The organism is Kosakonia sp. Marseille-Q7440 (assembly GCF_965119485.1).
On sequence record NZ_CBCPLT010000003.1, the window covers coordinates 67,541 to 84,238 of the forward strand.

Genomic DNA, 16,698 nt, shown 5'->3' on the forward strand with positions numbered 1-16,698 from the left:
GGACTTAGCGTTTATTACGCTTTCGCAACCTCAAGTTAGTGCCAAAATCAACTCTTGTACTCAAAACAAAGGTTACTAAAATGATTGTCAAGAGCTAGATATGGGCAAGTTTTAAGTTTTAAGTAGCGGTCGCTAGATGTTGTGGCGAGCATTATGCCCGGAGAAGGATATGAAAAAGCCCGACTGATGAGGTCGGGCCTTTCAAAACGGGAAAAAGTTTGCGGCTTTTTCCACACGCCGTATGTGTCTGCCAGCTGAAATTAGCTTAACGATAAGAACGGCATCCTTCAATTATTTTATCATGCTTTAGTGATGTGACATTGATTCTAAAGTGAATTTTCTAAGTCGGGTTCCTGGTGATGCTTGAACCTTGCCCCAACAAAAATTTACGCCGTATGTGTCTGCCAGCATCAGACACAACAACTGTAAAGACGAGCCCAAGGGTGTTTACAGCCAGGCGTAATGAGATGGAAGAAATCAAATGCATATATGGCTTTTGGTACTGAAACTCGCGCAACCCCTGACGGTCATCATTCTGACCTTAAGGGAATACTGGCATGAACGTAAACACTAAGCCTGGAGGCTTGTATGAGTAAGTTGTTGAAACTGATGCACCCGATGATCGCAATTATTCTGGTAATCATGGATTACGTAGAAAATCGCTGATTCAGGTACGACCAATCCCGCTTCGGCGGGATTTTTTGCACGGGTTTTGGGCTGTATTCAACAGTCAGTACCGGAGTATCATTCTTAAATATCGCTCACTCACACCAGGTTCTAGTTGAGGGTTGAAAAGCCATGCAAGTGCCTGGCCATCCATCTCACCAACCTCATTGAGGTAAGCACCAATCTGGAAAGACGTGCCGTAATTGTCATAGAGGAAATTGTGCACATGGACAAAGAACTCCTCAAAATTTATACCGTAATACCATTCTGACAGCCGTTGTGATTCCCAGTGGGGCTTGCGTTTTGTAATACCATTATCATCGACAAATACTCTGTCGAGATAGGCTATAGCGCTTCTCTCAATGTCTTCGAGCTGTTGCTTCGTGATTCTCTGGTCGCACTGAAATGCACAGAACAAATAATATTCCGCGTTACCTGTGCTGTATGAGCGGGAGCGCAGGTCGTCCATCGTAATCCCGATCTTTGCATCCCAGGGAGACCTTGCGTCAGCACCCACGTATACCCATTTGTAAGGCGACTCAAAATTTGCCTTATCTCGCATCATAACGGCGGCCGTTTTATAGTCGTCGTCAGGAATTTCCAGGTCATAAGACTGCTGTGGTTTTCTCACGGTTCCCTCTCTTGTATCGGTAGATGTAGTCTGATGGGGCAAAAACTAAAAATCATTAATCTATAAGGTCATAACTGTATATATGCTTCGAATCCACAGTTCAGCTCGATGTAATTATAAATGTTCATTTGCCCCACCCGGTACGTCCGTTCAGGTTTGTGACACCCTTGACTGAAAATGTGCTTTCCAATGTCTCTAATCTGTTCACGCATATGTAAATCCAGACCGGCACGACGCCGGTCTGCCGTCTTATGCTGAACACAGCACATTGAATTACCGCTAACCCGGTAAAGGCAGGGGGTCATCCTGCTTTTGCCGGGTTGGACAAGCCCGGCGGGACCGGGCGCGTCAGTGCTGTGCTTTATCGATCGCCGTAAGAATCTGCTCCGGTGACGCCAGCCCGGCAAAGACAGTGATGGTTTCAGGCGTGGCGTTCTCCACCGGCATCACAATCAGGCCTGGTGTACCCGTGAGCCCCAGCGCCTGGGCGAGCGCATCGTTTTTTTCCAGAACAGGGGCATGATCCACGGCGTTCAGCGTACCCACGCCGGCGGCGTGAGCAGCAGCCCTGATATCCTCTCTCGTCAGGTCACCCTCGATGTGCCCGGTGTGATAAATCCCGTTGTGGTAGGTCAGGTAGCCTGCTGCGCCTTTCGCTTTCCAGACCCCGATACCGTACTGCGCCGCCAGGGACGACGTCTCCCACTTCGCTGCAAATATCGGCCATTCCTTAAAGATGTAACGCACGTCAGGACGGGTTTTCATCACCTGCTCCATCCCCGGCGCTAGTCTGCTGCAGAACACACACTGATAGTCGAAGAACTCAATCACGGCGACCTTCGCACCGGCCGGGCCGGTCACCGGCGTGTCAGCATCCCTGAGCAGTGCCGCCTGGTTATCCATGACTTTCAGACTCATGGCCAGCTGCTCACGCGCATGATGTTGTTGCTGCAGCTTCTGGCTGACCTGCACCAGGACTTCCGGGTGTGCCAGCAGATAATCAGCGGCTATTTCCCCGATGCGGGCTTCCTGCTCTGGCGTGAATGCCGGCGCAGGTGCTGCATGGAGTGGGGTAAAAACAGATAATATGATTGTTGTAACTAATGACAGTGTTGTCTTTCTTACGCTCACGTGTGCTCTCCTGATTAACGTTCTTTCTGAATGGTGCGTGGCGGGGCGTGTTCCTGATGCTCTATCTCACGTCCGCGCTCAGGCATATCGCGCGGCAGCGGCATGTCACGCTGCTGCTCAGCAAGATCCCGGGCAACCTGCCCGGCAACGGCACGCTCGCCGGTTGCCTTATCCTGCGACAGTGCCGGCAGCGGGCCGGTACGCGCTTTATCCGCCTGATGTTCCCGCTCCTCGCCGGCAATGCGCGCAATGTCCTTCCCGTCAGGTGCGGGCTGGCGCTCCTGTGTGGCGTCGTCTTTCATACTGAGACGAATATCCGCGACACTTTCTTCTTCAGGCAGCACAATCCGGCTCTGGTACTCCTCATACGCCTGCATCTCCTGCTGACGCTGTGCCTCTGCAATCGCATACTCATCGCTTCCCCGCAGCTCCTGAATGGCCTGCTCAATGGCACGGGCAGGAACAGGTTCATCATCACGCGCGGGGGCGATTGCCGGCAGCGTCACGGCCTCTGACTCAGCAAGCCTGATCGTCTGTGCCCGGGCAGCCTCTTCCGACAGGGCTGCGCCCTGGCTGACTTTCAGCATCCACGGGGAAGGCTTCTCATCACCGGTCTGCCACACCACGCCGTCCTCCGGATGCTCCCGGACCGCCTTAAACGCCTCGTCAGCCGTGCGGACCACATGGGTGTTCCCGCTGCGGCTGCGCTGCATGACGGCCCCTGTCGCGCCCTGCGTGGCCACCATACGCACGTCACCCCGCATCAGGCGACCGGTGTCACTTGCTACCAGTGAGACGAGCGCCAGTCCGGCGCTGCGACCGTTGTTGTCATACAGGGGCAGCGCAAGGGAAGGTTCCGGGAAACGCCGGGTGGCCGGGATCACTCTCGCGGTGAGGTTATGCTCACCCATCGCCTCATGCCGCGACCACGCGCGCCCTATAGCGGTTTTTCCGACAGGCTGTCCCATCGCCCAGATGACCTTCGCCTGTTTGCGCTCTGTCTGCGGGCTGAGGGCATCGTGCGCCGTCTTCAGATCGTACTCGGTTCGCTTGATGCTTTTGACCCACTTTTCCGTCCCGTCCGTGTAGACCTGCACATGCTGTTTTGCACGCGATAACGAAATGTAGAAGGCGCGTTTGTGGGCCATCGCCTGGCGGCTTCCCTCTGTCCCTTCCAGGGCCAGTACCGACCCCTCACTGGCACCCTGCGCACCATAGCCTGTGATGGCCCAGGCATAATCCAGATGCTGTTCGGCCCTGACCTGCACGGGATTGATGGTTTTCTTCCCGTCCGCGCCCTGCAGCACGATGTCCCCGGTGTCGGTCACCTTCTCAACGGTAAATTTCTGGTTGGCAGCCTGACCCCGGTTACGGTCAGTGACGGTGAAGCGCACCACGGCACCCGCTGCGAGTATTTTCTCGCTGCGTTTAAACAGCTCCACGTCGCCGGTCAGCAGCTCGCGGGGTGAAACCATCGCGATCCGGTCATTCTCGTTCCGGACGGTAACAAGCGAGCCGTTATAATCGACTGCCACCACATCCTGATAGGTGTCGCCGCGCTTCAGCACCATCCCCGCTTCCCAGGCCGCCAGCTTGTTGAACTCGTGCCGGGTATGCTTAATTTTTTCCAGTACCGGCACGCTGATTTTTTTCTGGCCCAGCTCTTCCCGCGCGTCCAGTGCGTCAAAAATCTCCCGGTTAATGGCTGCGCGATCGTCGTTCAGCTGGGCGATAATCAGCGTTTCTGCCCGGGCCTTCGGCGTTCGGCTGAGCCAGTCAGCCACCAGGTCACTGACCGGGTTGTCTGACTCCGCCAGTCCCTCAGCAGGGGGTTGCCAGTCCGGTGCCTCACGGGCAACGAGATCCGCAGGCTGATGCTTCAGCCGCTCAAGCGCGGCATCGATGCGGTTATCAATGACGTCATGCACCGCGTCTCGCAGGTTGACCTCCTTCTGGCGGACAATCTGTTTCATGATGGCCACATCCATCGGGCTGCGCTCCTGAACCAGCCTGAACGGTGCACCTGATTCCGGGGATTCAAACTGATCGATGTCCCCCATCGACACGCCACGGCCGCCGCCGGCCTGGATGGCCAGATAAGCAGCGGCAGTGTCCTGGTTGCCCAGCATCGAGGACTCATCGATAAGGAACACGCGGTTACTGAAGTCGGGCTTTTCGCCGGCAGCCTTCATCTGGTCATACTCGACGAGGAAGGATTTAACTGTCTGCGCCTCAATTCCCACCGCCCGCAGCTCTTTCACCGCCTGGTGCGTCGGTGCAAGGCCATGCAGCGCGGGGCGTCCGGATGCCGGCAGGGTGTCGAGTGCGCTTTTCACCGCGCGCACCTGGGTGGTTTTACCCACCCCGGCATACCCCTGTATGCCGGTAAACTGGTCCCGGCTGTTGAGAACCAGCTGCGCCGCTGCCTTTTGTCCCTGCGTCAGGCCGTCGAGCAGGGCGTTATCCACCTGCTCCATCAGGGGTGCCTGGGTGTCCTTGCCCGCGACAATGGCGCTGATGATGGTTTTCTCCATCTCCCAGGTTGCGCGGGCAACCAGCAGGGGCTCTGTTTTGTTCGGGACGCGGATCAGGTCACCGTTTTTGATCATCGCATTAATTTCACGCGTCACCTCCGTCAGACCCGGATGAAACGCCGTCGCGGCCTCAGCCAGCTTCAGCTCGTTCAGGGTGACCGACTGCTGATCGGCAATGGCACGCTGGACCGCCAGCGCGGCGTCACTCAGCACACCGGCCTGAAGTGTCCTGACGGCGCTGCTGATGTCGGCCTCACCGCTGAGTTTCGTCACAAGCTGCACCGGCGAATTGTCGACACGCATTCGCTGCAGTCGTGCCTCTGCCCGGTCCTGCGTCTCGGCCGTAAATATCTCGGCGCGGTTCCCGGACTGCGCCAGGGAGTTCATGGTCTGGGCTGAGATATCACGCGAGTTAAGGGCGGCCAGCACCACGCCGGTGTCGTTGTCACGGTTGCCCGGCCCGGCCACGTAGCCGTGAGTCACATACAGCGGCCTGTCTGCCGGCAGCGTGACGGCCTTTCCGTCCCGGATACCGCCGCAGCCGGCATTCAGGGAGGGCACCTGCATCGAGATAAGCTGGACGTTCTTGACCGGGTTGCGCAGGTAAACCGACCCGCCGGTGAAGTACCCGGCTGCCTGCCCCTGCCACGCCTGCGCCTGGGTGACGTTGCCGCTGTAGCCGAGGCTGCCAAAGAAGCCGTTGAGATCGCCATTCACGTCAGCCTGCGCCGGCAGGGCACAACATCCTGCGATAAACACGCATCCGGCCGTTATCAGTGTCTTAAGCATGGACGCCCTCCTGCCCGGCAGGGAGCGGGCAGCAGCCCGCCTTATGCGGTGCATACATAGTTGTGGTCATTCTTTTTTCCGTCTGTATTACTGAGGAGTTACCTGCGCGTTTGCCGGCAGCGGGGGAAGTGACTGTGGATCAATCTGGTCCATATCAGCCTGAATCAGGCTGGCGTAGCGGCTCTCCAGCGAGGTGATATCCATTACCCCCTGCGTCAGCGGGTAAGCCCGCAGGGTGTGGACGTTAACCATGAACGCGGTCGGCGTGGCAATGGGCAGCCCGTTGCCAAAGAACGTCATGATTTCGTCCGCCAGGGGCGACGCCGGATCGCTCTTGCGCGGGATCAGCGGCACCGGGAACGACGCATCGCCACCGCCATCAAGCGTGTAGGGATACACCCGGATATTGTGCTGGTCAGCCCAGTGCTTCAGGTCAGGGTCGAACTTCGCGCTGTACTGACAGTGCGCCTGCATGAAGACGACCACCGCGTAATCCGCCATGTTGACGCGACGGCCGTCAGGCAGCTGCATCAGGCTCTGCGGGTCGGCCGGTTTTGCCGGCGTTTCCGTCGCGGGTTGCTGCTGTGTGATTTTTGCCGCATCGAGGGCGGCAATTTCATCCCGCGCACTGGCGCTGGCCAGCAGGGGAAACAGCAGTAAAAGCGCGGGCAGGGCATTACTTTTCATCCTGCACCTCCGGCATAACGTCATGGCGGTGTCGCCAGTACCACCACCGGTTACAGGCCAGAAGCAGCGCGGAGAGCGCCATCAGGAGATAGCCTCCCCACAGGCACATTAACTGGGTAAGCCAGGGATACGCTCCGTAAATATCGCTGAGGCACTTGAACATGATGCCGGCAAAGAAAATGACGACAATGTCAGACAGGGACAGTGGTTTCATGGTGCTATTCCTTCTCCTGCAAGGTCTTACGCAATGATTTCACCTTCCGGCCGGCCCACTCAGTGGCCTCCGGAACGCCAGGCTTACTGCCGAAAAGCCACCAGAAAAACGCGCCGGCAACCGCAACGGTCACATACAGATTGCGTATCAGACGGTCCACGTTTTTCTGCCAGTCAATGGCATCAACGGCCGCGCGCTCACACCTGACGTCTGGCGGCGCTGCAGCGATACCGTTCCCCTGTGGCATAACCTTTTCAACGGGCGTGCTGAGGGGCGGCGCACAGTCCCATATTTTTCCGGGTGGAGCGTCCACGACCAGATCGCGGGCAGCATCCAGAAACGTGCCGGCCAGGGAGTTATTGAACGTAAGCAGCATAAAGAGGAAGAACAGAACCAGTGACGGCGCGGTGACTAAACTGAACCAGGCAGCACGCCAGCAGGCGCGCAGGCTCCGGGCAGCACGGTATGTACTCATGGGTAATCCTCAGAAGAAAGGGTCAGTGACCTTCACGCCGGTTAACAGATGAAGGCATGTTTAACAGGCACCACACGGGAAAATTCAGTAGCGCGATAAGCAGGTAAAATTTCACCAGGAACCGATCGCCCTCCAGGATGAAATCTGACTCAGGCGTGACGGGCTGCAGACACGGTCGCGGCCACGGGTCATCCAGCGGCACCACTTCGCAGTCATGGCTGACAGGGTGTGCGGGTGTCACGGGCACTGTCTTGCTGAACGTTCTCGCCGCGCTGACGAAAAACGCCGACGGCGACGGAACGGACAGCACCAGTGCCAGCAGTAAGATGCCGGGGGCAGTGATAAAGCAGAAAAACACCGCCTGAAGCCCCGACAAAACGTTTCCGGCGATCCGGATTTTATTCACGGGAGACTCCTCAGAAGTTGGGTTTAAAGCCGGTGGAGACATTCAGGAAGCGCTTCGCCAGGTCATCCTGGGTCATGAAGCCGTAGACCAGCGGCTGGAAGTTGCGGCTGCGCGGGTCAACCAGAAACAGTGCCGGGAAGTGCGTGATACGCATGGCCTGTATCTGCCCGTTGTCCGGGCGACTGTCCGGAAGCGACGGTGCCACCTGCCCGTCAACCGAGACCGGAATGAGGGACAGATGGTTAATCTTCGCAAAATCGGCCACCACACCGGCCATCTGCGCATCGATCGGGTCACTGCCCCGGTAGAAGTAAAACAGCCCGTACTGCTGCCCCATCTTCGCAATCGCCTCCTGACGCTGCGCCTGATCGCGGGACTGTACCAGCGGTGCCATGCTGTTGTAGTGCGGGTACTCCAGATTGTAGTCCAGCTCCGGGTGCGTCAGCTGCGCGGCGGCAAACGACTGGCTGAACATGCTGCTGCGGTCGGTCCAGAACTTCTGCCACTTGAGGTACGTGGCCGTGTTCTCCCGCGTCGGGTACAGGATGGCGCGGTTAAGCGCCTCCATCGTGTACTGACGCAGCACCTTCGCCTGCTCCTGCGCCGTCATTTTGCTCAGGTCCGGCACGCGCGGCTTCTGAGGCTGAGGCTGAACAGGCGGGGACGCGGGGGCTTTTTTCGGCTCGTTGTACCAGGACCATCCCGTGAACGGCGTTGCCGGCGTGACAATCTCCTCGGCGATCGCAGGCAGCGCAATCAGCATCAGCAACAGGGAAATACAGCGGCGCATCATTTTGTGCCTCCTGTCTGTTTCACCTGCGCAGCGATGCGGTCTTTCACCTGCTGCACCATCACCGACGAGTTGGGGACTTTCTGGTTAGCCATCAGGTCCTCGTAGAAGTCAGCGAAGTTGATACGGTCAAAATCGATGCCCTGCAGCTGGGGAACGGTGATGCCGCCGCAGTTGGGGCTGCTGCCGCTGCCGAAACCGACACCCAGCTGATCGCGTCGTCCCTGCTCCTGGATGATGCGCGCCAGCTTGCCGTCAAACACGCAGTACACTTTGCTTTTCTGCACGCACTGGCCGAGCACTTCATGGTCACAGCGCTCGCCCACGCTGACGGTGATTTTCTTCGCCTTTGCTTTCCCCAGCGCCAGCTCATCGTCATTACAGGCGGACAGTCCGGCATCCTGTCCCCAGCCGCTGTCCTTGCAGCAGTTGGAGAAGCCGGCAAACGCCTTACGACAGCTCATCGCCTTACCGGTGAAGGCTTTGACATTTATCTGATCGTCCTTCACATCGGCGGCGGCCGAGGCGAGACCGGCCAGTTTGGCCACGGCGGTATCAAACCCGCTGTCACCCGCGCCATCGGTGTCACTGCAGTTCCCGGACTGGCAGAAGTACGTCCCGCCGCAGATAAGCCCGGTGGAGGAGAAGTTGCGCTGGCACTCGTAGTTCACCACCTCATGCTCACAGTACGCGCCGGTGCCGGTCTGGCACTGCGTTCCGGTCACGGTGCAGGCGGGGTTATTCATCAGCGAAGCGCAGGTGCCGTTTGAGCCGGTTTTCTGCAGGTATTGGTCTTCATACTCCCAGCAGTCGCTGTAAACCTGCTGGGTCTCGCCGTCGATTACCACGGGGCGGTTACCGCCGGGCACGGTGCAGACGCTGGAAACCGGGACGGCGCCGTTCTTGTCGAAGCCGCAGGTTTCGCGCCAGACCACCTTCGGCACGCTGCTGGTTTTTTTCACCCTGATGACCAGGGAGATTTTCAGCTGCACATGGCGGTTCTTGAAGGTCTGGCTGCCTGATCCGGAGTGAATACTGTGCTGATGTTTTGAGGTGAACGCCACGCCGGCCGTCAGCGTGGCGGGGATCGCGGCGGGAAGGGTTACGGCGGGGTGGTTTCATCATTCATCCCCCTCCCCGATGACGCGGAACCCCTCATCCCAGTGAGATTTGTTTTTCACAAACTCAACGACGGCGGGCTGATGAAAGTTGTCGTCGGTGTCGACCCACGGGGCAATCCACAGGCGCTGTGTGGCGTCGGGGATACGCTGCGCGGTCACCCACTCGTCGTTAACGTCACCGGCGATCGAGCGCCCGGACCGGTCTAAACCCGACGAGGTACGGCGGATCGGTGAGAATGAAATCGATGCTGGAATCCGGAAAGGTGGCCATCAGTTGCACGCTGTCGCCCTGCATGAATCGGGACATGTTCTGCTCCTCAGTATGTAGGGGCACCCCTGTGGTGCCGTGACCTCCACACAGACGGGCGTCCGGGCGAGAAGGCAGGGGCGTCAGCGCAGGCCGCACGCGCCGCCGGAGCGGACTGAATGTCCCGCGCACGGCGGGGAACGGGTGAGCATGACGGCGACAGCGTACCCTTGCCGGCGAGCCAGCCCGGCTACCGTGAGGGCACGGCACTTCTGCCCACCATGGGCCGGACATCAGGACGGACGGCGGCAGAATCGTGGAGCGCCGCGACATCCTTGTTTTGTCTGCAATACAGAATAGGTTTGTTCTGTAAACCAGATCAGGGCAAAGCGTGCCGACGATGTCCTGCGCCAGAATAAGCCTGTCCCGGAGACAGCTGTCGCTATGCCTTTTTTCAGAGGAAGAGAGGAGGGTAAATGTCGCCCTGCGAACCGGTGCGCCCGTATTTGCAGGGAATGTCAGTGCTGAGACTGGCGAGGAAAAGTTGTGATTGCTTATTCTGGTATCAATATTTAAACAAGGCTTTTAATCTGACTGAACCATAAGGTTCACTCAACCAGAGCATTAACTTCATCAGCAAAATCAACGAAGGTTGCTCCTACCAGGTAGTTTCCTCTTTTGGGGCGGTGCTCTTTGAATATCCCCACAGCCCGCAGTAAGGGCTGACGACTGGTAAGGTCAATAATGATCTGGGCAATAGCACCGCCACTCATGCCCGACAGTGATGGAACTGAGGTTTTAGTACTGATATTTTCGAAAGTGATATTCTTGTTTTTTCCCTCCGGAACAAAATAGAAGAACACATCCTCCGTTTTCGTCTCATAGAAAAAATTATGGAAGGTAAGATTATAGTAATGCAACCCCTTTTCTGGTCGTTGTTTATGTAACTTGTTATGCCTGGCAGGGTAGCCAATGATAACGAACGAGGATGTTTTAATTTCATTACCATTAGTTTTTGAAGAAAAGACGATACTGTTTGGGATAGATGTTGCCATTTTTTTAGTTAGTGGAATGAGAGCATAATCCTGCTTGTCATTAAAAAATATTTCTAATTTTTCAAACAGAAACTTGACCCCATCAACTGAGATAAACGAAGAGGCGTATTTTCGCATCTCAGTAATGACATGAGATGCTGTAGCAATGACGGTCATCTTCCCATCACACAGCATAAGAAAGCCGCTACCGATCAAAAAAGCTTCCTGCGAATTGAACTCTTTTATCACGAAAAATGAAACCAGAGCACTTTGCCATTCCAGCGCAAGTTTTGAAGTCCTGTTTTGTTCAATCCAGTCAGGGAAAAACGCACTAACAGGAGCATGAGGATATATCAGTGTAAAGTCAGTCGGCATATTCGCGCCCCCTTCAGTTTTCGGAACAAATAATTGCATGATCAAAGCATTGATAAGAGATGAGTTCAATTAAACATATGCGTTATGTACACAAAGTGATGGCTCCTAAAAGAAATCTTGGTTAGTTGATTGATATTAAATGTTTTTAGGGTAAAGGGCGACACCAAAATCATCTTTTTTCTTTAAGAAAGTAGTGCTAGTAATCATCCTGGTGGTACCACGTTCCTCATCATAAACGCTCCCAGGTCGGCAAAAGCGTTGACAGAAAGCATTAACTGGATGAACTCGTACCTGCTGAACCGCCTTGAACGAGGCGCGTAAATGCACGTTAGGTTACTTACCCACCCATGCACTCATGCCAGAAACAACGATCGACCACCTTTTATAAACTAAAATGGTATCTTCGTGAACTATAACATTCATGTAAGCCGTTGTTATATAAGAAAACACACTGCACCTTACTTCTAGAAAGATGTTAATACAAAGACTATAAGTCTTTGTATTAACCGGATAAGATTATCGAAAACGAGGTAACAGGCAAAAGTGAGGTAATTTATGTTGTTAGAAAATATCGTGAATCTACTGGTTAAAGTTGCACCCTTGGCAGATGACATTACCCGGCTGGTAATTTCGATTGCTTTACTATTATTTATTTACCGATTGAATTAAGGGGGGAGTATGCAATTTTTCTGGAAGCCAATGCCATATTTTATTATGAGAGATTGTGAGTTCCTTAAAAACATGAAAAAGAATAAGATTTCCCAAGGTATAGCCGCCCTCAAGATTTTTATGTTGATAACTTTAAAGTCTGAAGTGGATGAGAACGGTATTTTGAGTGCAGGTATCACATACGATCAATTTTCTCAGCATTGTTCATTAAGCAGAAAATTGATAAGTGAAGGTTTAAGGTATTTAGAGGATGAAGGGGTCATACGCGTAAAAGGAGAAAAGAAAAAAAGATATATTCTCATAAATTGCAAGAGAATCGATGATTCCATGACAACTTCAGACTTTAAAGCAAGCAATGGCCATTGGTGTAAACTTCCTTATAAAGGATTAGTTGATGAAAACAATAGAATAACGGCGTTTGAATCAATGACGAACAGAAGTATTCATGAATTAAATGCACTAAGGATATTTCTATATTTGCTTATGGTTCGCTCCAGGGAGCATTTATATTCATCGGTTACCATAAGAACTATATATCGCAGATTATCAATAAGTTACCAAGAAGTGATGATAGCTATAGGTTATATGCAATCTCTTGGATTGATTGTTAAGGTTAATGCAGGAACTAATACGATTGGCAACTATGATGAGAAGTTTGCTATTGACTTTTTAGTCTGCGGCTGGGAGTCCCTGGAATGGAAACCTCATTATCTTTCCAGCGAACAATGGAAAAAAGATGTATTGGGAAGATTTCTTTAGTATGCGTCAGAAAAAAATTTTAATAGCCTGCTTAAAAGTAGGGTTCTATCAATATCTGACAAATCAGGTGCTTTCTAAGATATTATTCATATACTTCGAAGCCAGCCCGCTGCACTGGCAGCGGGCTCCCTGCCGCCCGCGTCGGCGGCCTCCGCATTCACCGGGAAAACCGCCCGGCGAACACGGAGGGAACGGGTTAAGGGCGTTTCACCGCGTCGATGGCGTAGCGCAGGTGCTCCCAGTTAAACCCGATGTCAGCATCATGGCTGTCCTCTGCCACTTCCATCGCCTGCCCCACCTGCTCCTACGTCAGCTGTGCATCGAGCGTGAGGAAATCCTCCTGCAGCCAGAACGTGCCGCAGCACAAGGCGTCTGCCGGATACTGTGACAGCCGTGCAATGAATGCCGCCACGGTGCAGGCACCGGGGCGCGGCTGCGGCCCTGCAAACACGACGGCGGCGACATCATTCCAGCACCAGTCCGCCTGTGCCGGACACTCAGCCTCAATATCCTCCAGGCTCATGCCGGGCATATTCAGCAGGCCTGTCACCACGTCATCGAGTCCCTGTGCGTGATCGCCGGCTTCGGTACTGGTCAGGTACCAGCCATCAAGATAGATGGCCATTTCACCGGTACTGAGCGTGACGCGTGTTAATTTCTGCATGTTGTATCTCCTCTGATGCGGCACCCGTTGCGCCGTGCCGACACAACAGCCCGGTGAAAAGCGGAGGACGAAGGGCATCACCGGAAGCCGCATGCGCCGGCGTGAGCGGGCTGAATGCACCGTGAACGCCGGGGACCGGGTGAGCAGTTGTGTTTGAAGTCAATACAACTTATGCGAACAACATTTGATTTGAGATGAGATTTAACGAAGTGCAGTGAGGCAGAAGATTATTCAAAGAAAGTCCGCTATGAGTGAATAACGGACGTTCAAAAGGTTACTACTTGGCGTTACCCAAGTCTCGGTCACTTTCAAGACCTTTAAGCATAAGAGTGGCCTCTTCAATACGAATAAATCGCCCTGAATCATCTGTTTCAGCGAACATATAAACTTCCATATCTATCTCTTCACAATTGCGTTTCGTACACAGAACAAGATGCCTGGTAGCGTAGAGGTTGCCGTCCCGAAGTTCGTCTTGCACTTCAATTTTGCCGGAAGCAATAATTTCACGAAGTTTGCGTGCATGGTGAGCAAAGCTCTCTAAGCCCTCCCACTCATTATTAGTGCGCTGCCGGTAACCGGGGCTAAAATAGCGATTGAGTATACCCTCCAGAGCCAAATCCTGGCGGTTGATAATCTCATCCAGTACTTTAGTAATAGAAATCATTTGCATGGTCAGTCCTCATTGAAAGTTATGAGTACTCTACAGTCGACGCAATGTCTTCGGTACGGTATAAAAGACATTAAATACCTCAAATCCGCCAACATGACCGACCCTCTGATGCTATTTCCTGAGACTCTCTCTTTAAACGGACACACTTTGATTGTCACGGCTCTTCAGTCTGGTGCAATAAGGGAAACTCCACGTCATCATCACACCTGCGGACAGTTACTTGGAGCTGAGCACGGTCTACTCACCATCGATGCCGGAAATTGTCGCTGGGTCGTACCGGCAACGCATGCCGTGTGGATACCACCTGATGTTCCGCATGGACTGCGCTCGCACGGCCCATATTCAGGATGGAGTGTTTATATATCTCCCGCTGCCTGCAGCGAATTACCTGATCAGCCTGCTGTTCTCTCTATTACAAATCTGCTACGTGAGGCGATAACACGAGCAGCCTCATGGAAAAATGCAGAGCTTAATGCGGCTCAAAAACGTCTGTCAGACGTTATTCTCGATGAAATAGGATCGCTGCCTGAGGTTAACCTTGGGCTGCCAATGCCGCAGGATGCCCGTCTCCTCAGGGTTGCTCAGGCATTGTCTGATAGCCCAGATGACGACCGCAGACTGGAGGAATGGGCATCCTGGGCGGGAGTGTCATCGCGCACACTTACACGGCGATTCAGTGCTGAAACCGGCTTTAGCTTTAATGAGTGGCGACAGCGCATAAGGCTACTCAAGGCCCTTGAACTTCTGGCTGCGGGGAAGCAAGTGACAACAGTAGCCCTGGAACTTGGATATGACAATGTTAGTGCTTTTATTGCACTGTTTCGCAGGGTATTGGGCACCACCCCCGCACGGTTTAAAGCATAAATATTCTGCCCAGTACTCAACGCCCGTTCTGTCACAAATTGGACTGTACGCAGGTGACATCCGCTATGAGCGGATGTGTATCAAACAAAACCTTACATCCTTGCTACAATTATTCTTGCTGAGTAAACAGGCAAAACATAATCTTGATTTTGCATAACATTAGTAAACATGGAGCATACTTTTGATAAATAAAATCGATCACTTAGTACTCACATGTCGATCAATTGAGCAATGCATGGATTTCTATACCCGTGTTTTGGGTATGGAGGCCGTAATGTTCAACAAGAACCGTTGGGCTCTGCTTTTTGGTGACCAAAAAATCAATATTCATGAGTATGGTAAGGAGATTGAACCTAAGGCTCACCTGCCGGTACCTGGGTCTCTTGACCTGTGCTTTATAGTTAACAAGTCAATCGACGAGGTTCTGTCACATCTTAAAGAGAATAATGTTCATGTACTCGAAGGGCCTGTAACCAGAACAGGTGCGAGAGGCGAAATAATTTCTGTGTATATCCGCGATCCAGATTTGAATCTCATAGAGTTAGCTGTCTACCATTAGAAATTCACATTTCATAAAATGTCATAAGAATTGTTTAATACCGGAGTCTGTCCGCCCGGTATTGAACACAAACTTATTTCAACGACGTATGCTTCTGGCACGTAGTGACACATGTAAGGCTGAAGGTCCGCTTTGAGCGAGGAGCGGAAGTTGGATATTATACAGGGCGAATTTATTGTGGTTATCTTTTTAAATTGCAAACAGAAGAAAAAGTGTTAACAAAGTCGTGAGGGTAATGATGAAGAAAGCGCCACCATATCTAACACGTGAGATATTATTGACAACCAGTCTGCGGATCCATCCCGCCAGCCCTGACGATGCGAACATGCTTGCCGAGATTCGCGTTGAATCAATGAGGTCAAGCCTCGAAGCAATCAACAGGTTTGATGCGGTCAGAGCACGTGAAAGATTTCTTAAGTCATTCACGTTTCACGATACGTTCATACTTCAGATCCAGAATGAAATCGCCGGATTCTACGTACTAAAAAGCTATACCGATCACCTCTATTTGGATCATTTTTACATCAAAACCAGGTTCCAGGGCAGGGGAATAGGTAAACATGTGCTTAAAAGCCTTCAGGCTCATGCTGCGGGAACCAGTAAGCCGATAAAGCTGATTGCTTTAGTTGAGAGCCCAGCAAACGCATTCTATCGCTCTATGGGCTTCCTTCTTAAACGAGTTGAAGGCGTGGACAATCATTATTTATGGGAACCTTAATAAGCACACTAAAGTGATTGCTGTCTGTTTCTCCCTCAGGGATGCGATTAAAGTCGAGAGTGACTGACCTGCATCCCCCGTTGAACAACAGTGACGGTTGTTAACTACTTCCGCTTATGGCACAAAGCGGACCCTCTGTAGATTCACGCAGTCTGCCGGGACGAAAAGCAGATCTTTTTTATAAGGTCTTACTCATAAATATCCGGCTAGTACCTTCTGGTTTGCACTCAATACGTCCGAACTCTTTCCAGCCGTGCTTTGTGTAGAAATCAGGGGCCTGGAAGCTTATCGTGTACAAAAATGCAGCAGTGCAGCCTCTTTTTCTCCCTTCTTCCTCAAAGCGAAAAAGGATATCTGTACCAAGCCCCCTTCTCCGCAACTCTGGTGGCAGATAGAAAAGGTCGATAAAAAGCAGGCCTAAAGAGGAACGTCCTTGCATACCTCCCAGCACTTCACCGGTGTTGCTTGATTTTATCAATACAGATAATGGCTGCCGATCGCTTATACCTGTCATTAAGTCGTTAAAATGATTAAGTCCCTCCTCAATAGGCAGCAATTGTCCTGCCCCCGGATTTATGCATACATCCAGACATATCCCTTCGAATGAGCTATTCATCTAACTTACCTTTCCTGGAACAAGTGCTGTTAATATATACATATCCTTGTTTCCAGTACCACGCCGTATGTGTTCTTTT

The 16,698-nt window shown here is 52.9% G+C and carries 16 protein-coding genes and 4 pseudogenes; 4 read left to right on the forward strand and 16 right to left on the reverse strand.

Annotation, left to right across the window (positions count from 1 at the left end; translation table 11 throughout):
- Window positions 1-730 precede the first annotated feature (730 nt).
- From ACWPW2_RS21645 to ACWPW2_RS21705, 13 genes and pseudogenes are all read right to left on the reverse strand, one after another.
- Window positions 731-1,297 carry a hypothetical protein gene (locus ACWPW2_RS21645; RefSeq protein ID WP_429218056.1) on the reverse strand — a complete coding sequence of 189 codons (567 nt, stop codon included), beginning with the start codon at window positions 1,295-1,297 and terminating at the stop codon, window positions 731-733.
- 348 nt (window positions 1,298-1,645) lie between these two features.
- Window positions 1,646-2,428: a DsbA family protein gene (locus ACWPW2_RS21650; protein WP_429218054.1), complete on the reverse strand. Its 783-nt coding sequence runs from the start codon at window positions 2,426-2,428 to the stop codon at window positions 1,646-1,648.
- Window positions 2,429-2,442: 14 nt separating this feature from the next.
- On the reverse strand, window positions 2,443-5,349 hold the full coding sequence (locus ACWPW2_RS21655; RefSeq protein WP_454125407.1) for a conjugative transfer relaxase/helicase TraI domain-containing protein: 2,907 nt from the start codon (window positions 5,347-5,349) through the stop codon (window positions 2,443-2,445).
- A gap of 141 nt (window positions 5,350-5,490) precedes the next feature.
- Window positions 5,491-5,751 (reverse strand): annotated as a pseudogene (locus ACWPW2_RS21660) (conjugal transfer protein TraH); the annotation flags it as partial.
- A gap of 87 nt (window positions 5,752-5,838) precedes the next feature.
- Window positions 5,839-6,438, reverse strand: a complete 600-nt coding sequence (gene trbB, locus ACWPW2_RS21665) for an F-type conjugal transfer protein TrbB (protein ID WP_429218039.1) — start codon at window positions 6,436-6,438, stop codon at window positions 5,839-5,841.
- Window positions 6,428-6,652 (reverse strand): hypothetical protein, encoded by a 225-nt coding sequence (locus tag ACWPW2_RS21670; RefSeq protein ID WP_429218038.1) that lies wholly within the window; start codon window positions 6,650-6,652, stop codon window positions 6,428-6,430. Before ACWPW2_RS21670 ends, trbB begins: the two co-directional genes overlap by 11 nt.
- 4 nt (window positions 6,653-6,656) lie before the next feature.
- Window positions 6,657-7,127, reverse strand: coding sequence for a hypothetical protein (locus ACWPW2_RS21675; RefSeq protein WP_429218036.1), 471 nt, complete (start codon window positions 7,125-7,127; stop codon window positions 6,657-6,659).
- Window positions 7,128-7,149: 22 nt separating this feature from the next.
- Complete coding sequence (locus ACWPW2_RS21680) at window positions 7,150-7,533, reverse strand: hypothetical protein (RefSeq protein WP_429218034.1); 384 nt, start codon at window positions 7,531-7,533, stop codon at window positions 7,150-7,152.
- A 10-nt stretch (window positions 7,534-7,543) separates the two neighbouring features.
- Window positions 7,544-8,326, reverse strand: coding sequence for a type-F conjugative transfer system pilin assembly protein TraF (gene traF, locus ACWPW2_RS21685; protein WP_429218033.1), 783 nt, complete (start codon window positions 8,324-8,326; stop codon window positions 7,544-7,546).
- Window positions 8,323-9,264, reverse strand: a pseudogene (locus tag ACWPW2_RS21690) (conjugal transfer protein TraN); the annotation flags it as partial. The pseudogene ACWPW2_RS21690 and the gene traF, both read right to left, overlap by 4 nt.
- 180 nt (window positions 9,265-9,444) lie before the next feature.
- A pseudogene (locus tag ACWPW2_RS21695) lies at window positions 9,445-9,603 on the reverse strand (TraV family lipoprotein); the annotation flags it as partial.
- A pseudogene (locus tag ACWPW2_RS21700) lies at window positions 9,601-9,751 on the reverse strand (DNA methylase); the annotation flags it as partial. The pseudogenes ACWPW2_RS21695 and ACWPW2_RS21700, both read right to left, overlap by 3 nt.
- A 548-nt stretch (window positions 9,752-10,299) precedes the next feature.
- Window positions 10,300-11,139, reverse strand: coding sequence for a serine protease (locus tag ACWPW2_RS21705; protein ID WP_454125370.1), 840 nt, complete (start codon window positions 11,137-11,139; stop codon window positions 10,300-10,302).
- 639 nt (window positions 11,140-11,778) lie between these two features.
- On the opposite strand from ACWPW2_RS21705, the gene ACWPW2_RS21710 reads away from it, so the two are divergent.
- Entirely contained in the window at window positions 11,779-12,528 is a 750-nt protein-coding gene (locus ACWPW2_RS21710) for a hypothetical protein (protein ID WP_454125372.1), read from the forward strand.
- 304 nt (window positions 12,529-12,832) lie between these two features.
- Here ACWPW2_RS21710 and ACWPW2_RS21715 read toward each other — a convergent pair whose 3' ends face one another.
- Together ACWPW2_RS21715 and ACWPW2_RS21720 are read right to left on the reverse strand one after the other, a co-directional pair.
- Window positions 12,833-13,192, reverse strand: coding sequence for a hypothetical protein (locus ACWPW2_RS21715; protein ID WP_454125374.1), 360 nt, complete (start codon window positions 13,190-13,192; stop codon window positions 12,833-12,835).
- Window positions 13,193-13,469: 277 nt separating this feature from the next.
- Window positions 13,470-13,856, reverse strand: a complete 387-nt coding sequence (locus tag ACWPW2_RS21720; protein ID WP_454125409.1) for a nuclear transport factor 2 family protein — start codon at window positions 13,854-13,856, stop codon at window positions 13,470-13,472.
- Between the two features lie 114 nt (window positions 13,857-13,970).
- Between ACWPW2_RS21720 and ACWPW2_RS21725 the strand changes: the two genes are divergently transcribed.
- The 3 genes from ACWPW2_RS21725 to ACWPW2_RS21735 all read left to right on the forward strand — a co-directional run bounded on the left by ACWPW2_RS21725 (window position 13,971) and on the right by ACWPW2_RS21735 (window position 16,003).
- A complete protein-coding gene (locus ACWPW2_RS21725) occupies window positions 13,971-14,726 on the forward strand; it encodes an AraC family transcriptional regulator (RefSeq protein WP_454125411.1) in 756 nt (251 codons plus the stop codon).
- A 181-nt stretch (window positions 14,727-14,907) separates the two neighbouring features.
- Window positions 14,908-15,285, forward strand: a complete 378-nt coding sequence (locus ACWPW2_RS21730; RefSeq protein WP_454125376.1) for a VOC family protein — start codon at window positions 14,908-14,910, stop codon at window positions 15,283-15,285.
- 235 nt (window positions 15,286-15,520) lie between these two features.
- Entirely contained in the window at window positions 15,521-16,003 is a 483-nt protein-coding gene (locus ACWPW2_RS21735) for an N-acetyltransferase family protein (RefSeq protein WP_454125378.1), read from the forward strand.
- 178 nt (window positions 16,004-16,181) lie between these two features.
- Here the strand turns inward: ACWPW2_RS21735 and ACWPW2_RS21740 are convergent, their stop codons facing one another.
- Window positions 16,182-16,619, reverse strand: coding sequence for a GNAT family N-acetyltransferase (locus ACWPW2_RS21740; protein ID WP_454125380.1), 438 nt, complete (start codon window positions 16,617-16,619; stop codon window positions 16,182-16,184).
- Between the last annotated feature and the right edge of the window lie 79 nt (window positions 16,620-16,698).

Bases quoted from the DNA above. Each gene is read 5' to 3' on its own strand.
- ACWPW2_RS21655 (WP_454125407.1), bottom strand. From the start codon at position 5,349: ATGAACTCCCTGGCGCAGTCCGGGAACCGCGCCGAGATATTTACGGCC.
- trbB (WP_429218039.1), bottom strand. From the start codon at position 6,438: ATGAAAAGTAATGCCCTGCCCGCGCTTTTACTGCTGTTTCCCCTGCTG.
- ACWPW2_RS21670 (WP_429218038.1), bottom strand. From the start codon at position 6,652: ATGAAACCACTGTCCCTGTCTGACATTGTCGTCATTTTCTTTGCCGGC.
- ACWPW2_RS21675 (WP_429218036.1), bottom strand. From the start codon at position 7,127: ATGAGTACATACCGTGCTGCCCGGAGCCTGCGCGCCTGCTGGCGTGCT.
- traF (WP_429218033.1), bottom strand. From the start codon at position 8,326: ATGATGCGCCGCTGTATTTCCCTGTTGCTGATGCTGATTGCGCTGCCT.
- ACWPW2_RS21705 (WP_454125370.1), bottom strand. From the start codon at position 11,139: ATGCAATTATTTGTTCCGAAAACTGAAGGGGGCGCGAATATGCCGACT.
- ACWPW2_RS21710 (WP_454125372.1), top strand. From the start codon at position 11,779: ATGCAATTTTTCTGGAAGCCAATGCCATATTTTATTATGAGAGATTGT.
- ACWPW2_RS21715 (WP_454125374.1), bottom strand. From the start codon at position 13,192: ATGCAGAAATTAACACGCGTCACGCTCAGTACCGGTGAAATGGCCATC.
- ACWPW2_RS21720 (WP_454125409.1), bottom strand. From the start codon at position 13,856: ATGATTTCTATTACTAAAGTACTGGATGAGATTATCAACCGCCAGGAT.
- ACWPW2_RS21725 (WP_454125411.1), top strand. From the start codon at position 13,971: ATGCTATTTCCTGAGACTCTCTCTTTAAACGGACACACTTTGATTGTC.
- ACWPW2_RS21735 (WP_454125378.1), top strand. From the start codon at position 15,521: ATGATGAAGAAAGCGCCACCATATCTAACACGTGAGATATTATTGACA.
- ACWPW2_RS21740 (WP_454125380.1), bottom strand. From the start codon at position 16,619: ATGAATAGCTCATTCGAAGGGATATGTCTGGATGTATGCATAAATCCG.